This is a genomic window from Kitasatospora sp. NPDC127116 (assembly GCF_042677365.1).
Taxonomy (GTDB): Bacteria; Actinomycetota; Actinomycetes; order Streptomycetales; family Streptomycetaceae; genus Kitasatospora; species Kitasatospora lactacystinica.
On the sequence record NZ_JBHXTL010000129.1, the window covers coordinates 1 to 16,519 of the forward strand.

The 16,519-nt window shown below is 74.3% G+C and carries 11 protein-coding genes and 1 riboswitch; of the genes, 4 read left to right on the forward strand and 7 right to left on the reverse strand.

What is annotated here, in order from left to right; translation table 11 throughout:
• Positions 1 to 118 precede the first annotated feature (118 nt).
• Positions 119 to 2,434, reverse strand: a complete 2,316-nt coding sequence (gene metE, locus ACFVHV_RS35430) for a 5-methyltetrahydropteroyltriglutamate--homocysteine S-methyltransferase (protein ID WP_380356916.1) — start codon at positions 2,432 to 2,434, stop codon at positions 119 to 121.
• Between the two features lie 155 nt (positions 2,435 to 2,589).
• A riboswitch (cobalamin riboswitch) is annotated at positions 2,590 to 2,819 on the reverse strand.
• 115 nt (positions 2,820 to 2,934) lie between these two features.
• Between metE and cobF the strand changes: the two genes are divergently transcribed.
• The gene (cobF, locus tag ACFVHV_RS35435; protein ID WP_380356919.1) at positions 2,935 to 3,693 is read left to right on the forward strand and encodes a precorrin-6A synthase (deacetylating); all 759 of its coding nucleotides are present in this window, start codon (positions 2,935 to 2,937) and stop codon (positions 3,691 to 3,693) included.
• 364 nt (positions 3,694 to 4,057) lie between these two features.
• On the opposite strand, the gene ACFVHV_RS35440 is transcribed toward cobF, so the two are convergent.
• From ACFVHV_RS35440 to ACFVHV_RS35460, 5 genes are all read right to left on the reverse strand, one after another.
• The gene (locus tag ACFVHV_RS35440; RefSeq protein ID WP_359898326.1) at positions 4,058 to 4,510 is read right to left on the reverse strand and encodes a MarR family transcriptional regulator; all 453 of its coding nucleotides are present in this window, start codon (positions 4,508 to 4,510) and stop codon (positions 4,058 to 4,060) included.
• A complete protein-coding gene (locus ACFVHV_RS35445) occupies positions 4,510 to 5,973 on the reverse strand; it encodes an MFS transporter (RefSeq protein WP_359898327.1) in 1,464 nt (487 codons plus the stop codon). Before ACFVHV_RS35445 ends, ACFVHV_RS35440 begins: the two co-directional genes overlap by 1 nt.
• 152 nt (positions 5,974 to 6,125) lie before the next feature.
• Positions 6,126 to 6,482: a zinc ribbon domain-containing protein YjdM gene (locus tag ACFVHV_RS35450; RefSeq protein ID WP_359898328.1), complete on the reverse strand. Its 357-nt coding sequence runs from the start codon at positions 6,480 to 6,482 to the stop codon at positions 6,126 to 6,128.
• 158 nt (positions 6,483 to 6,640) lie between these two features.
• Positions 6,641 to 8,758, reverse strand: coding sequence for a HelD family protein (locus ACFVHV_RS35455; RefSeq protein WP_380356922.1), 2,118 nt, complete (start codon positions 8,756 to 8,758; stop codon positions 6,641 to 6,643).
• Between the two features lie 117 nt (positions 8,759 to 8,875).
• Positions 8,876 to 10,495 (reverse strand): ADP-ribosyltransferase domain-containing protein, encoded by a 1,620-nt coding sequence (locus ACFVHV_RS35460; RefSeq protein ID WP_380356924.1) that lies wholly within the window; start codon positions 10,493 to 10,495, stop codon positions 8,876 to 8,878.
• Between the two features lie 274 nt (positions 10,496 to 10,769).
• On the opposite strand from ACFVHV_RS35460, the gene ACFVHV_RS35465 reads away from it, so the two are divergent.
• Positions 10,770 to 11,456: a macro domain-containing protein gene (locus ACFVHV_RS35465; protein ID WP_359898331.1), complete on the forward strand. Its 687-nt coding sequence runs from the start codon at positions 10,770 to 10,772 to the stop codon at positions 11,454 to 11,456.
• A gap of 123 nt (positions 11,457 to 11,579) precedes the next feature.
• Here the strand turns inward: ACFVHV_RS35465 and ACFVHV_RS35470 are convergent, their stop codons facing one another.
• Positions 11,580 to 12,242: a TetR/AcrR family transcriptional regulator gene (locus ACFVHV_RS35470; protein WP_380356927.1), complete on the reverse strand. Its 663-nt coding sequence runs from the start codon at positions 12,240 to 12,242 to the stop codon at positions 11,580 to 11,582.
• Positions 12,243 to 12,340: 98 nt separating this feature from the next.
• Here ACFVHV_RS35470 and ACFVHV_RS35475 point away from each other — a divergent pair, with 98 nt between their 5' ends.
• Together ACFVHV_RS35475 and ACFVHV_RS35480 are read left to right on the forward strand one after the other, a co-directional pair.
• Positions 12,341 to 13,354, forward strand: coding sequence for a zinc-binding dehydrogenase (locus ACFVHV_RS35475; RefSeq protein ID WP_359898333.1), 1,014 nt, complete (start codon positions 12,341 to 12,343; stop codon positions 13,352 to 13,354).
• 359 nt (positions 13,355 to 13,713) lie between these two features.
• On the forward strand, positions 13,714 to 16,519 hold a 2,806-nt coding region (locus ACFVHV_RS35480; RefSeq protein ID WP_380356929.1), incomplete at its 3' end, for a penicillin acylase family protein.

Sequence of the window (16,519 nt, forward strand, 5' to 3'; positions counted from 1 at the left end):
GGGGTCGGGTTCTGCGGGGGTCGCGGGGGTGGGGTTGTTCGCCACCCCCCCGGCCGTCTCCCCCCCGGGCGGCGGGGGGGGGCCCCCGCCCCCCCGCCCCCCCCCCCCCCGGCCGCCGTCAGCCGGCCAGTTCCTCGCGCAGCAGGCGGGCGGCGCCGACCAGGCTCTCCAGCGAGGCCCGGGTCTCCGTCCAGCCGCGGGTCTTCAGCCCGCAGTCCGGGTTGACCCAGAGCCGCTCCGCCGGGATCGCCGCCAGGCCCGCGCGCAACAACGAGACGGCTTCGTCGGTACTGGGGACGCGCGGGGAGTGGATGTCCCAGACGCCGGGGCCGACCTCGCGCGGATAGCCCGCCTCGGCCAGCTCGCCGGCCACCTCCATGTGGGAGCGGGTGGCCTCCAGGGAGATGACGTCCGCGTCGAGTTCGTCGATCGCCGTCATGATCGCGCCGAACTCGGCGTAGCACATGTGGGTGTGGATCTGGGTGTCCGCGCGGACGCCGGAGGTGGCGAGGCGGAAGGCCTCGGTGGCCCACGCCAGGTACGCCGGGCGGGCGGCGGCCCGCAGCGGGAGGGTCTCGCGCAGCGCCGGCTCGTCGACCTGCACGACGGCGGCGCCGGCCGCCTCCAGGTCGACGACCTCGTCGCGCAGGGCGAGGGCCACCTGCCGGGCGGTGTCGGCGAGCGGCTGGTCGTCGCGGACGAAGGACCAGGCGAGCATGGTGACCGGGCCGGTGAGCATGCCCTTGACCGGGCGGTCGGTCAGGCCCTGCGCGTAGCGGAACCAGTCGGTGGTCATCGGGTGCGGACGGGAGATGTCCCCGGCCAGCACCGGCGGGCGCACGTACCGGGTGCCGTACGACTGGACCCAGCCGTGCCGGGTGGCGAGGTAGCCGGTGAGCTGCTCGGCGAAGTACTGGACCATGTCGTTGCGCTCGGGCTCGCCGTGCACCAGGACGTCCAGCCCGGCCTTCTCCTGGTAGGCGACGACCTCGCGGACCTCCGCCTCCATCCGCTCCCGGTAGGCCGGGGCGTCGATCCGACCCGCCGTCAGATCGGCGCGGGCGGTGCGCAGTTCGGCGGTCTGGGGAAAGGAGCCGATGGTGGTGGTCGGCAGCAGCGGCAGCCCGAGCCGGGCGCGCTGGGCCTCGGCCCGCTGCGGGTACGCCTGGGCGCGCCGGGTGTCGTCGGCGGTGACGGCGGCGGCGCGGGCGCGCACCGCCGGGTCGCGGGTGATCGGGGAGTTGGCGCGGGAGGCGAGGTCGGCGCGGTTGGCGGCGAGCTCGGCGGTGATCGCGCCGGTGCCCTCGCGCAGGCCCCGGGCGAGCAGTGCCGCCTCGCCGGCCTTCTGTCGGGCGAAGGCCAGCCAGCGGGCGATCTGCGGGTCGATGTCGCGCTCCGCGGCGGCGTCGATCGGCACGTGCAGCAGCGAGCAGGACGGCGCCACGTCGACGGTGCCGGCGAGGCCGAGCAGGGTCGCCAGGGTCGCCAGCGACTTCTCCAGGTCGTTGATCCAGATGTTGCGCCCGTCGATCACCCCCGCCACCAGCCGCTTGCCGGGCAGGCCGCCGGCGGCGGCGAGGTCCTCCAGGTTGACGGCGGCCGGGCCGGTGAAGTCCAGCGCCAGGCCCTCGACCGGGGCCTTGGCCAGCACCGGCAGCGCCTCGCCGAGCCGGTCGAAGTAGCTCGCGACCAGCAGCTTGGGCCGCTCGGTGAGACCGCCCAGCTCGCGGTAGGCGCGGGCGGCCGCGTTGAGCTCGGCCGGGGTGCGGTCCTGCACCAGCGCGGGCTCGTCCAGCTGCACCCACGCGGCGCCGGCGGCACGCAACTCGGCCAGCAGCCGGGCGTAGACGGGCAGCAGCCGGTCCAGCAGGGTGATCGGCTGGAAGTCGGCGGCCACCCCGGGCGCCGGCTTGGCGAGCAGCAGGTAGCTGACCGGCCCGACCAGCACCGGCCGGGCGGCGTGGCCGAGCAGCAGCGCCTCGCGCAGCTCGCCGACCGCCTTGGCCGGGTTCGCGGCGAACACCGTGTCCGGGCCCAACTCAGGCACCAGGTAGTGGTAGTTGGTGTCGAACCACTTGGTCATCTCCAACGGGGCGACGTCCTGGTTGCCGCGCGCCATCGCGAAGTACCCGGCCAGCGGGTCGGCGTCGACCGCCTCCCGGTGCCGCGGCGGGATCGCGCCGACCGCCACCGTGGTGTCCAGCACGTGGTCGTAGAGCGAGAAGTCGCCGGTCGGCACCTCCGCGACCCCCGCCTCGACGAGCTGCGCCCAGTTCGTCCGACGCAGGTCGGCGGCGGTCGCCAGCAGCGCCTCGGCCGCGACCGCGCCCCTCCAGTACCCCTCGATCGCCTTCTTCAATTCACGGCCCCGGCCCTGGCGGGGGTATCCGTGGGCGGTGGCGACGCTCGCCGCGGCTGCGGACTTCGTGGTCAAGGGACTCTCCTTCGCGAGTCTGGATCCTCAAGTGCCCGGTGACGGCACGAGGACGCGAAGGGATGACGGACCGGACGGACGACCGCACCCGTGCGCGGCTCCGCCCGATATGGTCGCCGACCCGCCCACGAGGTCACCGGATGGCCGCGCGCGAACGCTCGCGCACGGGCAGTGGCAGGTCTTCGGACTCGCGGGCACACCCACCTCGGCCGAAACCGGGGCGGACACCTACTGGCCGTCGCTTCCCAGACCCGTCCCGGGTCCAGTGCGTATGACGGCGGTCGTTCCCACTCACCGCTGCGGGGCAGTCCCGGATTCCCACCGGGTTCCCTCTTGCGACGCGCCTGCCTGGCGGACAGGGCGAACCAGCTGCACCGCCAGCTTAGGGGCAAACCGTCGGCGTCGAGGCGGAAATCTCGCAAGGCGTCCGCGTGGTGAGACGCGGGCTCCGCGCCCGGCCCCGGGCGGCGCACCCGGGGGCGAACGGCAGAATGGCTCCCATGCGGCACATCTTCGTCATCGGCATCGGCGCGGGCGACCCCGACCACCTCACCCTGCAGGCGGTCAAGGCGATCGGTCGCACCGACGTCTTCTTCATCCTCGACAAGAGCGAGGAACGGCAGGACCTGATCGCGCTGCGTCGCCGGATGCTGGCCGACCACGGACGGCCCGGGCACCGCGTGGTCGCGGCGCCGGACGCCGAACGGGACCGCGCCACCCCCGCGTACGCGGCCGCCGTGGACGACTGGCGCGTCCGCCGCGCCGATCTGGTCGAACGGCTGGTCGCCGAGCACCTCGGCCCGGGCGAGCACGGCGCCTTCCTGGTCTGGGGCGACCCCGCCCTCTACGACAGCGTCATCGCCGTGGTGGACGACGTGTCGAACCGGGGCGGCATGCCCTTCGAGTACGAGGTGGTCCCGGGCATCAGCAGCGTCTCCGCGCTCGCCGCCCGGCACCGCACCACATTGACCCGGGTCGGGCGGCCGGTGCAGATCACCACCGGCCGCCGCCTCGCCGAGGGTTTCCCCGAGGGGGTGGACGACGTGGTGGTGATGCTCGACGGCCGGGCCGCCTTCGCCGGGATCGACCCCGAGGGGCTGGAGATCCACTACGGCGCCTACCTCGGCACCCCCGACGAGGTGCTCGTCTCCGGTCCGCTCGCCGAGGCCGCCCCGCGCATCCGCGAGCTGCGTGAGCGGGCCCGGGAGCGCAAGGGCTGGATCATGGACACCTACCTGCTGCGACGCTCGGACGGCTGACCCGACGCTGCCGGAAGTCCGACGGACGGACGGCACGCCCGGCGCCCGGCGCCCGGCGATCCGGGCGTCGCCGACGGCGATGGCGATGGCGGAACAGTTCCCGAACAGCCCGCACGATCGGCGTGCGGGCCTGCGGAGAAAGGAGATTGACGGACCGTCAAGGGCAATGGGCCCCGGCGGTCGGCAACACGGCAGCACGGCAGCACGGCAGCACGGCGGAACGGCGGAACGGCGGAACGGCGGCGGAACGGGAACAGCGGCCCGGACTCATGCGTGCCCGTCTCCGTCCTCGCGGAGAACACGGACCACCCGCGACCGGTGTCCCGACTCCCGGATCCACGCCCGCCGCGTCGGGCGGCAGCCCTCAGTCCAGGAGCTTCGCCACCACCCGGTCGAGCGCGCGGAGGTCCTCCGGCGGCAGCGCGAGCAGCGCGTCCGGCGGCGTGGCGAGGATCCCGGTGGCGAGCGCGGCCTTGGCCTCGCCCTCCTCGGTGAGGTGGACCAGCTTGGAGCGCCGGTCCGCCGGGTTGGTGATGCGCTCGGCGAGCCCGCGCCGCACCAGGTCGTCCACGATGACGCTGGTGTACGGCGGGTCGGCGGTCAGCCGCTCGGCCAGCTCCCGCAGGGTGATCGGGCCGGCGGCGAGCCGGCGCAGCGCCCGGACCCGGCTGAAGCTCATGCCGAGGGCTTCGGCGACGGTCCTGCGGCGGTCGTGGCGCTCCAGCACGAGCGCGTACATCCCCTGCCAGACCCGGGCCGCCGTCGCGGCGTCCGTCCCGCTCCCCTCCGGGTGCCCACCGGTGTCGAGGCGCTCCATCAGGCGTCCACCGTCTCCTTCGTCTCCGTGCTTCCCTCGGCCGCCTCCTCGGCGGCGAGCCGCCGCGCCGTGCGCTCGGCCGTCGCCCGGGCCCAGCGGCCGGAAGTGAGCGTACCGGTGACCAGCACGGCGGCGCCGCAGCCGGCGATGATCCACCATGCCGTCCGGGCCGCCCCGGTGAAGGCCGCCGGGTCCGCGAGGGCGCTGCCGGCCATCAGCGCGCCGGTGACCGCGACGCCCAGGGACTGGCCGACCTGTCGGCTGGTGGAGGCCACCGCCGCCGCCACCCCGGCCTGCGAGCGGGGCATCCCGGAGACGGCGGTGTTGGTGATGGGCGCGTTGACCAGGCCGAAGCCGGTGCCGAAGAGCAGGAAGGCGAGGACCAGCAGCCAGGTCGGCAGGTGCTCGGAGTAGCCGACCGCCTGGAGCACCGCGCTCGCGGTCAGTGCCGCCCCGGCCAGCAGCAGCGGCGTGCGCGGCCCCCGGGCGGCCACCATCCGGCCGGACAGCGGCGCGGTGAGCAGCGACATGACCGCCATCGGCAGCATGAACAGTCCGGCGTGCAGCGGGTCGAGCCCGCGGACGTCCTGGAGGTACAGGGAGGTGAGGAAGAGGAAGCCGCCGAGGCCGGCGAAGGCGGCGACCGCGATGACGGTGGCGCCGGAGAAGGGCGCGGAGCGGAAGAACCGCAGGTCGATCAGCGGGTCGGTGCGCCGGGGTTCGTACCGCAGCAGGCCCAGCAGCGCGCCCAGGGAGGCCGCCGCGCAGCCGAGCACCACGGGCGAGGTCCAGCCGCGCTCCGGCGACTCGATGATCGCGTAGGTGAGGGCGGCGAGCACGACGACGACCAGCAGTTGGCCGACCGGGTCCACCCGGCGGGTGCGGGCCGCCCGCGACTCCGGCACGTAGCGGGTGGTGAGGAAGAGCGCGGCCAGGCCGATCGGGACGTTGATCCAGAAGATCGCCCGCCAGCCGGCCGACTCCACCAGCGCCCCGCCGATGATCGGCCCGGCGGCCATGCTGATGCCCACCACGCCGCTCCAGACGCCGATCGCCCGGGCGCGCTGCCGGGAGTCGGTGAAGGTGTTGCTGATGATCGACATGGCGACGGGGTTGAGCATCGATCCGCCGACCGCCTGGAGCATCCGCGCCGCGATCAGCCAGCCGAGCCCGGGGGCCAGGCTGCACAGCAGGGAGGCCGCGGTGAACACCACCAGTCCGATCCGGAACACCCGGCGGCGGCCGATCCGGTCGGCGGTCGAGCCGGAGAGCATCAGCAGGCTCGCCAGCACCAGGGTGTAGGCGTCGACCGTCCACTGCAGGCCGGACACCGTGGTGTCCAGGTCGCGCCGGACGGCGGGCAGGGCCACGTTCAGGATGGTGTTGTCGAGGCTGACGATCAGCAGGCTCATGCAGCAGATGGCGAGCACGAGCCAGGGCCGCGGTCGAGCGGCATCGGGCATGACGAACGCTCCAGAGTTAGTTGTATTGTTGTAATCATTGTGATGCTACAACTAATCCGGGCGGCGACTCCACCCCCGACCGGCCCTGGACAGCGCGACGGCCGCGCCCCGCCGATCTCCTCGACGGGGCGCGGCCGCTGGGGGCCCGCGGATCAGGCCTTCTTGACCACGCCGGACTTGAGCTGCATGGCGCCGAAGCCCTCGATGCGGCAGTCGATGTCGTGCCCGTCGACGCCGTCCACCAGGCGGATGTTGCGGACCTTGGTGCCGGCCTTGATGCCGGAGACGCTGCCCTTGACCTTCAGCGCCTTGACCACCGTCACGGTGTCGCCGTCGCTCAGCACGTTGCCGACGGCGTCCTTGATCACGCGCTCGCCGGCCGGCACGCCGGCCTGGTCACCGCCGCCGGGCACCCACTCGTGGGCGCACTCGGGGCAGACCATGAGGGCGTTCATCTCATAGGTGTACTCACTGGAGCACTGCGGACACGGGGGAAGGTTGTCGCTCATGTGTTCAGGATATCCAGCTGTCCGGAGCTGGTCCGGGCACGAGTGAGGAGGTCAGCAGGGGTGCCGGCACCGGTCGGCCGCCGCTTCCGGTGGGCACGGGGTCATGGCCGGCGGCCGCGTCCGCCCGGCCTTCCCCGCCCGCCTCCGCCGCCGGGCCGTCACCCGCCCAGCGGCGCGGGCAGCGGACGGGAGTGCAGGACGTCCAGCCGGGAGACCGCCCGCGTCACCACCACGTACAGCCGGTGCAGGCCGCGCGCCTCGGCCTCCACGATGGCGGCCGGCTCCAGCACCACCACGTGGTCGTACTCCAGCCCCTTCACCAGCGAGGCCGGCAGCACCGTCACCCGCGCCGTGGTGCCGACCTGTTCGGCCGCCCCGGTCGGGATCCCCGCCGCGAGCAGCGCCTCGGCGGCCTCCGCCACCGCGCCGTCCGCCGCGATCACCGCGATCGAGCCCTCGCGCTCCAGCGCGGCCCGCACCGCCGCGACCGCCGCTCCGCCCAGGCCGCCCCCGGCCACCCGCCGCACCGTCAGCTCCCCGTCCTGCCGCAGCGACACGGCCGGCGGCACGTCCACGTCCAGCGCGCCCAGCAGGGTGTTGGCGAGGGCCGTCACGGCGGCCGGGACCCGGAAGCCGGTGGTCAGCGGCACCACCGCGGCCTGCGGCTTGCCCAGGTGGGCGAGCTGCTCGGGCCAGCTTCGGGCGGCCCACGGGGCGGTCGCCTGGGCGAGGTCGCCGAGGACGGTCAGGGAGCCGAAGGCGCTGCGGCGGGCGATCGCCCGGCACTGCATCGGGGAGAGGTCCTGGGCCTCGTCCACCACGACGTGGCCGAAGCCGGCCGGGCGCTCGATCAGGCCGGCCACCTCGTCCAGCAGCATCAGGTCGTGCTCGGACCACTTGGCGCTCTTCGCCGAGCGCGGCGGCCGGCGCCACAGGATCGCCGCCTGCTCCTCGGGGCCGAGCACCCCGTCGGCGGCCTCGGCCAGCAGGGCGGAGTCGCTCAGCAGCGCGGCGACCACGGCCTCCGGGCGCAGATTCGGCCAGGCGGCCTCCAGGAAGGCGGCCACCGGCCCGCAGCGGCCGATCTTCCGCGACCAGGCGCCGGACCGGACGCCGGTCCGCCGCTCGGCCTGGTCCTGGAGCATCGCCACCACCCGGGTGCGCAGGCTCTCCCGTCCGATCGCGTACGGCGGCGCCTGCTCGCGCAGTTCGGCGACCGTCCGTTCCAGCCGCTCCGGGGGCACCCGCCACCGGTAGGAGCCGTCCGGTACGACCAGCGGCTCCGGGCCCGTCGCCCGGATGCGGCCGTACAGCGCCCGGCGCAGCACCGTCGCCATTCGCGCATCCTGCTTGACCGCGGCGGCCCGCCCGTCGTCCACGGCGGCGACCGGCCGGGTGGCGACCAGGTCCTCGACGGTGCGCTGGGTGACGTCGATCTCGCCGAGCGCGGGGAGCACCTCGGCGATGTAGCGCAGGAAGGTCCGGTTGGGGCCGATGACCAGCAGGCCGCCGCGCTGGATCCGCTGCGGGAAGCTGTACAGCAGGTACGCGGCGCGGTGCAGCCCGACCGCGGTCTTGCCGCTGCCGGGCGCGCCCTGCACGCAGACCGACTCGCTCAGCTCGCCCCGCACCAGCACGTCCTGTTCGGGCTGGATGGTGGCGACGATGTCCCGCATCGGGCCGGTGCGGGGCCGCTCGATCTCGGCGGCCAGAATGCCGCCGGCACCACCCGCGCCACCGTCCGCCGCGCCGTCGCCCGCCGCGACGCCCACCGCCGGGCCGTGCCCGCCGTCCGCGCCGAGGGGTTCGTCCTCCAGCCCGGTCAGCTCCTCCGGCGCGCCCAGGCTCCACGGCGCCCAGCCGAACCGGCGGCGCCGCGCGAGCCCGAGCGGGGCGTGGGCGCTCGCCCGGTAGAACGCCCGGGAGACCGGGGCCCGCCAGTCGACCACCAGCGGCGGCACCGTCGGGTCCTCGGAGATCCGCCGGCGGCCCACGTAGTAGTGCTGCCGCCGGTGCTCCCCGGCCTCCGCGGTGTCGGCGAAGTCGAGGCGGCCGAAGAAGGACGGGCTCTCCGGCAGCTCCTTCATCCGCTTGGCGCGGGTGCGCAGGTATCGGCCGAGCGCCTCCGCGCTGGCACCGTCACCGGAGACGTCCTCCGCGGCGACGACCTGGTGGCCCGCGTCCTCGACCTGCCGGGCCGTCGCGACCCGGCAGACCTCGACGTAGGCCCGCTCCCGTTCCAGTTCGCCGTCCAGGTTCCGGATTTTCGAGGTCATCGTTCGCGCCCCTTCCCGCACAACGGGCTCGTCCGCCGTTCGGAGTCCAGCATAACTTAACTCAGTAAAAATACTGACTTGGTTGCTGCTCCAGGGGGCGGCTTCGGCCCGGGCGCCTCAGGACACCAGGGGCGCCTCCTCCAGCTCGGTCAGCGTCACGGTGCACAGGCCGCCGCGCTCCGCCCGGACGTCGGTGACCTCCAACTGCGTGCCGGGCAGCAGGATGAACTCCTCCTCGCCGGTGAACGCCGAGAAGTTCCTGATGCCGGCGGCCCGCACCGGACGCACCTCGAACAGCGTCCGCTTGCCCCGGCTGCCCAGGAAGGACCGCGCGACCCCGAGCTCGGAGGTGCAGGAGGAGACGCCCCACCACGTCACCGTCCTCCCGAGCGGGTACTGCCGCCGCAGGTCCAGCGAGACCCCGCGCCACAGCGGCGCGGTGCGGACGGGCAGCCGCGACACCGCCGCGAACAGCAGCCGCAGGTACGGCAGGTAGGGCACCAGCCGGCTGCGGTCCGGCGAGCGCAGCACCGCGTTGATCTCCCGGTAGAACGCGGACTCGCAGGTGTACAGGTACAGCGCGGCGATCTCGTCGGCGGACAGGCCGGTGGCCGCCTCGTCCGCCCGCCGCTTGCCGAAGTCGTGCGACAGCGACACGTGCCGGTCCAGGCCGCGCAGCAGCTCGGCGACCGGCGACACCGCCTCCCGGAAGCCCGTCGGCGGGGTGTCGAACACACCGGTGATCGCCGGCAGGACGAGGCCCTCGTCCTTCACCCCGGCGAGTCGGTCCAGATAGAGCTGGTGCAGCTCCATGGTGGAGGCGATGAAGGCACCCATCCGCTCGGCGACCCCGGCCTCCGCCCCGCCGCCCTGCGCCGACGGCGCGTTCCACCCCGTGCTGGGCAGCCAGTCGACCTCGTCGGCACCGAGCGAGGCCAGGGCGGCGTTCACCGTGGCGAAGTGCTCGCCGTCGCAGAAGATGTCGCCCTGGGCCGCCGGGTTGGCGTGGTCGATGTGGCGGACCTCGACCTCGGGGTACTTCTCCTGCAGCCGCAGCACGACGTTCTTCAGGCTGCGGGCGTGCGCGCCCCACCAGGCGAAGACCACGTAGCGGTCCTCCTCGGCGGCCCGCTGCTTGGCGCGGAGGATCTCCTCGACGATCCGCTCGGCGACCGGCCGCCAGAACCCGGTGTGCTCGTCCGGCCCCATCGCGCCGTCGCTGCTCGCGGTGAGCGCCGCGTTCAGCAGCAGCACGCCCTGGGTGAGCATCGCCTGGAACCACTCCGGCGGCTGGACCGTCTCCTGCTTCTTCAGCAGCGCCCGTATGTCGGCGATCGGCGTCTTCTTGGGGATGCCGTACTTCCACATCGCCGCGGCCTTGATCAGGCAGCGGATGCTGATCACCCGGCCGAACTGGCTGTCCTTCCAGTCGTGGAAGGTGTTGTCGAACATCGCGATGCCGGTGGCGCTCTCCGGCCGCGGGTACGGGTTCTGGCCGAAGACGACGACCTTCCACCGGTGCGGCGCGTGCGGCTTGAGCGCCTGGAAGGTCAGCTCGCGGACCGGGACGACCTCCGGGCCGCGGCCCGGGCCGATGAACGAGGCCGCACCGGGCTGCGCCTCGATCACCGGCTTCAGCAGCGGCAGCCACGGCTCGCCGCCGCCGGTGAAGAGGTCGGCGAGGGCGAGCGGGTCGTTCGGGTCGGGCTGGGTGGCGGGGGTGTCGACAGCGCTCATGGTGGTGCGACTCCGGCTGGTCGGGACCGTACGAATTTCAGACGAACGGCAGGTGATGGACCGTCAGCTTCCCTGGCGGACACCACAGTCCTACCAGCAGGGTCCGACAGTCCGGCCCGCGCCGACCAGCCTCCGACCGGCGCGGGCGAGGTGCCGACGGGGTGCCGACAGGGTGCCGACGGGGCCCGGACGGATTGTCAGTGCCGGGCGCTAGCTTCGTCGGTGTCACCAAGGAACCGGCCCACCGGGCACCCCCGACCGACAGGAGCCCAGCATGACCACGGACCGCACCGAGCCGCCGCTCAAGGTGGTGCTGACCGACCTCAACGCGACGGTCGTGGAGTCCTGGCGGGCGGCCTTCGCCGACGTCCCCGGGATCGACATCCGGCACGCCTCCCTGCTCACCGCGAAGGCGGACGCCTGGGTCAGCCCCACCAACTCCCGCGGCCGGATGGACGGCGGGACGGACGCCGCGATCAAGCGCCACCTGGGCGCGGGCATCCAGCTGCGGGTCCAGAAGGCGATCCGCGAGCAGCACGCCGGCAGCCTCCCGGTCGGCAGCGCGGTCTGCGTCCCGTCCGGCGCCGTCAACCCGGCGTTCCTGATATCGGCCCCGACCATGCGGACCTCCTCGCAGAACGTCAGCGAGACCTTGAACGTCGCCCTGGCCTGCGCCGCCGCCTTCCAGGCCGTCCACCGGCAGAACCGGCTGCGACCGGGCTCGATCCGGTCCGTCGCCCTGGTCGGCATGGGCGCCGCGACGGGCAAGGTCCCGCCCCGGGTCTGCGCCAACCTGATGTGGTCCGGCTACACCCTCTTCAACGACCACCACTTCGAGGACGACGACGACCTGCGCGCCACCGTCCTGGCCCAGTTGGACGACCTCGAAAAGGCGCCCGCCACCGAGCGGGTGCGCATCGTGCCGCCCGCACGCCGCGGTTCGCCCGCCCGCCGGGGCTGACCCCACCCCCGAGCGGGCCACCCCCCCCGCCGCCCGCCACCCACCCCCCCCCGGCCGCCGTGCGGCGGTGCCGACTCCGCCCCGCTCTCCCCCGGCCACCCGCCCCGCCCGTCCCGCGCGCCCTCAGCCCGCCGTGAGCGCCAGCCGGATCCAGCGCTCGGACTCGGCGACCGCCAGCCCCACGTCGAAGACCTTCGGAGCGGCCGCGGCCTGCACCACCAGCCCCTTGAGCAGCCCCACGAAGGCCAGCGCGAAGGCGCCCGCGTCCACGCCGGGGCGCAGCTCGCCGTCCCGCTGCCCCTGCCCGACCACTTCGGCCACCCACGCCCGGGTCCGGGCGTCCAGCTCCGCCACCGCGGCGGTCAGCTCCGAGGCCCCGGCGAGCGCCTCCGCGCCCAGCACCACGAAGGCCCGGCCCAGGTCGGTCGGGTTGCGCACGCCCTCCAGGCAGCCGCGCGCGAACCCGCACAGCTCGTCCACCGCGCCCGCCCCGCTGCGCTCCGGCGCGGCCGCCGCCATCGCCTCGGCCAGCGCCGCCTCCTGGAGCCGGGCGAGCAGTGCGGCCTTCGACCCGAAGTAGTGGGTGGCCAGGCCCCGGCTGAAGCCCGCCTCCTCCCCCACCCCGGCCAGCGTGACCCCGGTGCTGCCGTGCTCGGCGATCAGCCGGGCGGCGGCGGCGATCAGCGCGGACTCGGCCCGGGCCCGCCGTTCGGCCTGGGTGCGGCGCGCGGGCGCCTCCCGGAGCGTCCCGGGTCCGCCGGTTCGGCCCTCATCGTGCGTAGACATGCCACCATGCTACGGTGAACTTGCTTGTTGGATAACAAGTAACTTCCGGAGCGGCGGACACTCCCCGGCCCGCCGCCCCCGCGAGAAGGGAAGTCCTGATGACCGCCACGATGCTCGCCGGCCGGCTCGACGTCGCCAAGGGCGCCTTCGCCGTGGAGGAGGTCCCCGTCCCGGCGCCCGGTCCGGGCGAGGTGCTGATCAAGGTCGAGGCCGCCGGCGTCTGCCTCTCCGACGTCCACCTGATCGAGGGCATGCTCAAGCCGCTCTTCCTCAAGGGCGACAAGGTCACCCTCGGCCACGAGGTCGCGGGCACCGTGCACACCCTCGGCGAGGGCGTGACCACCGCGGCCGTCGGCGACCGGGTGCTGCTGCAGGCCGGCGAGAACCGCGACGGCGTCGTGCACACCCGCGGCGTGGACTACGACGGCGGCTGGGCCGAGTACGCGCTCGCCACCGCCACCACCCTGGTGCCCATTCCGGACGAACTCCCCTTCGAGCAGGCCTGCTTCATCCCCGACGCGGTCTCCACCCCCTGGGCCGCCATCACCGCCACCGGCGCCGTGCGGCCCGCCGAGGCGGTCGGCGTCTGGGGCGTCGGCGGCCTCGGCGCCCACGGCGTGCAGCTGCTGCGGGCCATCGGCGCCTTCCCGATCGTCGCCGTCGACCCGCTGCCGGCCGCCCGTGAGCGCGCCCTGGCCTTCGGCGCCGACGCGGCCCTCGACCCGACCGACCCCGCGTTCGCCCAGCTGCTGCGCGAGGCCACCGGCGGCCGCCCGCTGTCCGCCGCCTTCGACTTCGCCGGGGTCGCCCCGGTGCGCGAGCAGGCCATGGCCGCCCTGGGCGAGCACGGCCGCCTGGTGCTGGTCGGCCTCACCGACAAGCCGCTGACCGTCACCAACGGCACCCTGGTCAGCTACCTGCGCCAGCAGATCCGCGGCCACTACGGCTCCGAGGGCCAGGACGTCGTCGACCTGGTCAACCTGGTCCGCGGCGGCCGGCTCGACTTCTCCCGCTCGGTGAGCGGCACCTTCCCGCTGGCCGAGGCGGCCCGCGCGGTGGAGGCGCTGGAGCGCAAGGAGGGCAACCCGATCCGCCTGGTGCTCAAGCCCTGACCCGGCCCCGCCGACCCGGCGCCGCACCTCCGGACTGAGCCCGGCGGGTGCGGCGCCGCCTTTCCCCGGCCGCTCCACCGCCGGGACCCGCGGCACCGGGCCCGGCACCGTCGCCGCCACCTCGGCCGGCTCCCGGGACAGCACCGCCCGCACACCCCGACCCCGCGCCTCGATCCCGAAGCCCGGCCTCGCACCTCGACCCCGCAGCCCGCAGCCCGCAGCCCGCAGCCCGCAGCCCGCAACCCGAACGCCCCAACTCCGCGCCCCCGCACAGAAAATGGCATGCACGCCACTAGCCAACCGGCCAGTAGCACCCCTACCGTCGACTCTTCCGTGAGACTTCGACGGAGGAGTCCGCCTTGCGTTCACGCCAGCGCCCCCGCCCCCGCTCCCTCCGACTCCCGGCCGCCGCCCTCGCCTCGGCCCTGCTCGTCACCGCCGCCCTGACCACCAGCCCCACCGCCACCGCCGCCCCCACCCCGGCGACGACCGCCGCCGCCGACGACTACTGCGGCGGCCACTGCGCCGACATCCTGCCGCCCGGCGAGAACGGCAACGCCACCCTCGCCGACATCCTGCTCAACCGGGCCTTCGGCACCCGCCCCGCGCACACCGACGACCAGCTCGGCCCCTACGCCGCCCTCGCCTCCGGCTACCCCGGCCTGACCGAGGCCAAGCTGCGCGACTTCTTCAACGACGCCTCCTTCGGCGTCCCCGCCGACCAGGTGGCGAGCACCACCAGCCCGCGCCCGGACGTCACCATCGTGCGCGACAAGGCCACCGGCGTCCCGCACATCTCCGGGACCACCCGCTACGGCACCGAGTTCGGCGCGGGCTACGCCGCCGCCCAGGACCGCCTCTGGGTGATGGACCTCTTCCGGCACGTCGGCCGCGGCCAGTTGTCCGGCTTCGCGGGCGGCGCCGCCGCCAACCGCCAGCTGGAGCAGACCTTCTGGCAGGCCGCGCCGTACACCGAGGCGGAGCTGCAGCAGCAGATCGACGCCATAGCCGCCCGCGGCGGCCGGGCCACCCAGGCACTCGCCGACGCCAACGCCTACCTCGACGGCATCAACCAGTACGCCAAGGAGTCCTACAACGCCCGCACCTTCCCCGGCGAGTACGACCTCACCGGGCACATCGACCCGATCACCAACGCCGGCTCGATCGAGCCGTTCAAGCTGACCGACCTGGTGGCCCTCGCCTCCGTGGTCGGCGCGCTGTTCGGCTCCGGCGGCGGAGGCGAACTGGCCTCCGCCCAGGTCAAGTCGGCCGCCGAGGCCCGGTACGGCAAGGACGCCGGGGACGCGGTCTGGAAGTCGCTGCGCGAGGCGGACGACCCGGAGGCCGTCCAGACCCTGCACGACGGGCAGAGCTTCCCGTACGCGACCGTCCCGGACCAGCCGCAGGGCGCGGCGCTGCCGGACCCCGGCTCGGTGGTGCCCGAGCGGGTCGTCTACGACGCCACCGGCTCGGGCAGCTCCGCCACCACCAAGGCGAACGGCGTCCTGCCCGGAAACCTGCTGACCGCCAAGCACGGCATGTCCAACGCCCTGCTGGTCTCCGGCGCGCACACCGACGACGGCCACCCGGTGGCCGTGTTCGGCCCGCAGACCGGCTACTTCGCCCCGCAGCTGCTGATGCTGGAGGAGATCCAGGGCCCCGGGATCAGCGCGCGCGGCGCCGCCTTCGCCGGCCTGAGCTTCTACGTGCAGCTCGGCCGCGGCCAGGACTACGCCTGGAGCGCGACCTCCGCCGGTCAGGACATCACCGACACCTACGCCGTCCCGCTCTGCACCACCGACGGCTCCCCGGTCACCACCGCCGCCAACTCCTACCTGTGGCACGGCCAGTGCCTGCCCTTCGACCGGCTGGAACGCAAGAACGCGTGGAAGCCCACCACCGCCGACTCCACCCCGGCCGGCTCCTACACCCTGGTGATGTACCGCTCCAGGTACGGCCTGGTCAGCGCCCGCGGCACCGTCGGCGGCGCGCCCGTCGCCTTCACCTCGCTGCGCTCCACCTACCGGCACGAGGCCGACTCCATCATCGGCTTCCAGGAGCTGAACGACCCGGGCGCGGTGCAGGGCGCGGCGGGCTTCCAGCGGGCCGCGCAGGACATCAACTACACCTTCAACTGGTTCTACGCCGACTCGCGCGACATCGCGTACTACAACTCCGGCAGCAACCCGGTCCGCGCCCCCGGGGTGGACCCGGGGCTGCCCGTACAGGCCCAACCCGCCTACGAATGGGCCGACTTCGACCCGGTTGCCAACACCGCCCGGTACACCCCGGCGGCCGAGCACCCGCAGTCCGTCAACCAGGACTACTACATCTCCTGGAACAACAAGCAGGCGAACGGCTTCACCTCGGCCGGTTTCGGCAACGGCTCGGTGCACCGCGGCAACCTACTGGACGACCGGGTCAAGTCCCTGCTGAGGAACGGCGGCAGGGCGAGCCGGGTCTCGCTCACCCAGGCCATGGAGAGCGCCGCCCTGGCCGACCTGCGGGCCGAGGACGTGCTGCCCGACCTGATCCGCGTGCTGCGCAGCGCGCCCGTCACCGACCAGGCCGCCCTCACCGCCCTGCAGCAGCTGGAGGCCTGGCTCGCCAACGGCGCCCTGCGGAAGGAGACTTCGGCGGGCAGCCACGGCTACGCGGACGCCACCGCGATCCGGGTGATGGACGCCTGGTGGCCGCTGGTCGCCGAGGGCGTCATGCGGCCCGGCCTCGGTGACCCGCTGTTCGGCGCGCTGACCGGCGCCCTCCAGATCAACGAGTCCCCCTCGGGCGGGCAGACCGGCTCGGCCACCGGCCCGGTGAGCGCCAACGAGGCCATCCCGCACAAGGGTTCGGCCTTCCAGTACGGCTGGTGGAGCTATCTGGACAAGGACCTGCGCGCCGTCCTCGGCGACCAGGTGGCCGGCCCGCTGGCCCGGCCGTTCTGCGGCGGCGGCGACCTCGCGGCCTGCCGGACCGTCCTGCTGAACACCCTGAAGCAGGCCGCCGCCCAGACCTCCGCCCAGGTCTACCCGGGCGACGCGGACTGCTCGGCCGGCGACCAGTGGTGCGCCGACACGATCATCCAGCGACCGCTGGGCGGCGTGACGGACGACAGGACCACCTGGCAGAACCGCCCGACCTACCAGCAGGTGGTCCAGTTCCCGA

What these genes read in the sequence shown, in the direction of transcription:
- cobF (WP_380356919.1), top strand. Translation starts at nt 2,935, where the DNA reads ATGCGGCACATCTTCGTCATCGGCATCGGCGCGGGCGACCCCGACCAC.
- ACFVHV_RS35440 (WP_359898326.1), bottom strand. Translation starts at nt 4,510, where the DNA reads ATGGAGCGCCTCGACACCGGTGGGCACCCGGAGGGGAGCGGGACGGAC.
- ACFVHV_RS35445 (WP_359898327.1), bottom strand. Translation starts at nt 5,973, where the DNA reads ATGCCCGATGCCGCTCGACCGCGGCCCTGGCTCGTGCTCGCCATCTGC.
- ACFVHV_RS35450 (WP_359898328.1), bottom strand. Translation starts at nt 6,482, where the DNA reads ATGAGCGACAACCTTCCCCCGTGTCCGCAGTGCTCCAGTGAGTACACC.
- ACFVHV_RS35455 (WP_380356922.1), bottom strand. Translation starts at nt 8,758, where the DNA reads ATGACCTCGAAAATCCGGAACCTGGACGGCGAACTGGAACGGGAGCGG.
- ACFVHV_RS35460 (WP_380356924.1), bottom strand. Translation starts at nt 10,495, where the DNA reads ATGAGCGCTGTCGACACCCCCGCCACCCAGCCCGACCCGAACGACCCG.
- ACFVHV_RS35465 (WP_359898331.1), top strand. Translation starts at nt 10,770, where the DNA reads ATGACCACGGACCGCACCGAGCCGCCGCTCAAGGTGGTGCTGACCGAC.
- ACFVHV_RS35470 (WP_380356927.1), bottom strand. Translation starts at nt 12,242, where the DNA reads ATGTCTACGCACGATGAGGGCCGAACCGGCGGACCCGGGACGCTCCGG.
- ACFVHV_RS35475 (WP_359898333.1), top strand. Translation starts at nt 12,341, where the DNA reads ATGACCGCCACGATGCTCGCCGGCCGGCTCGACGTCGCCAAGGGCGCC.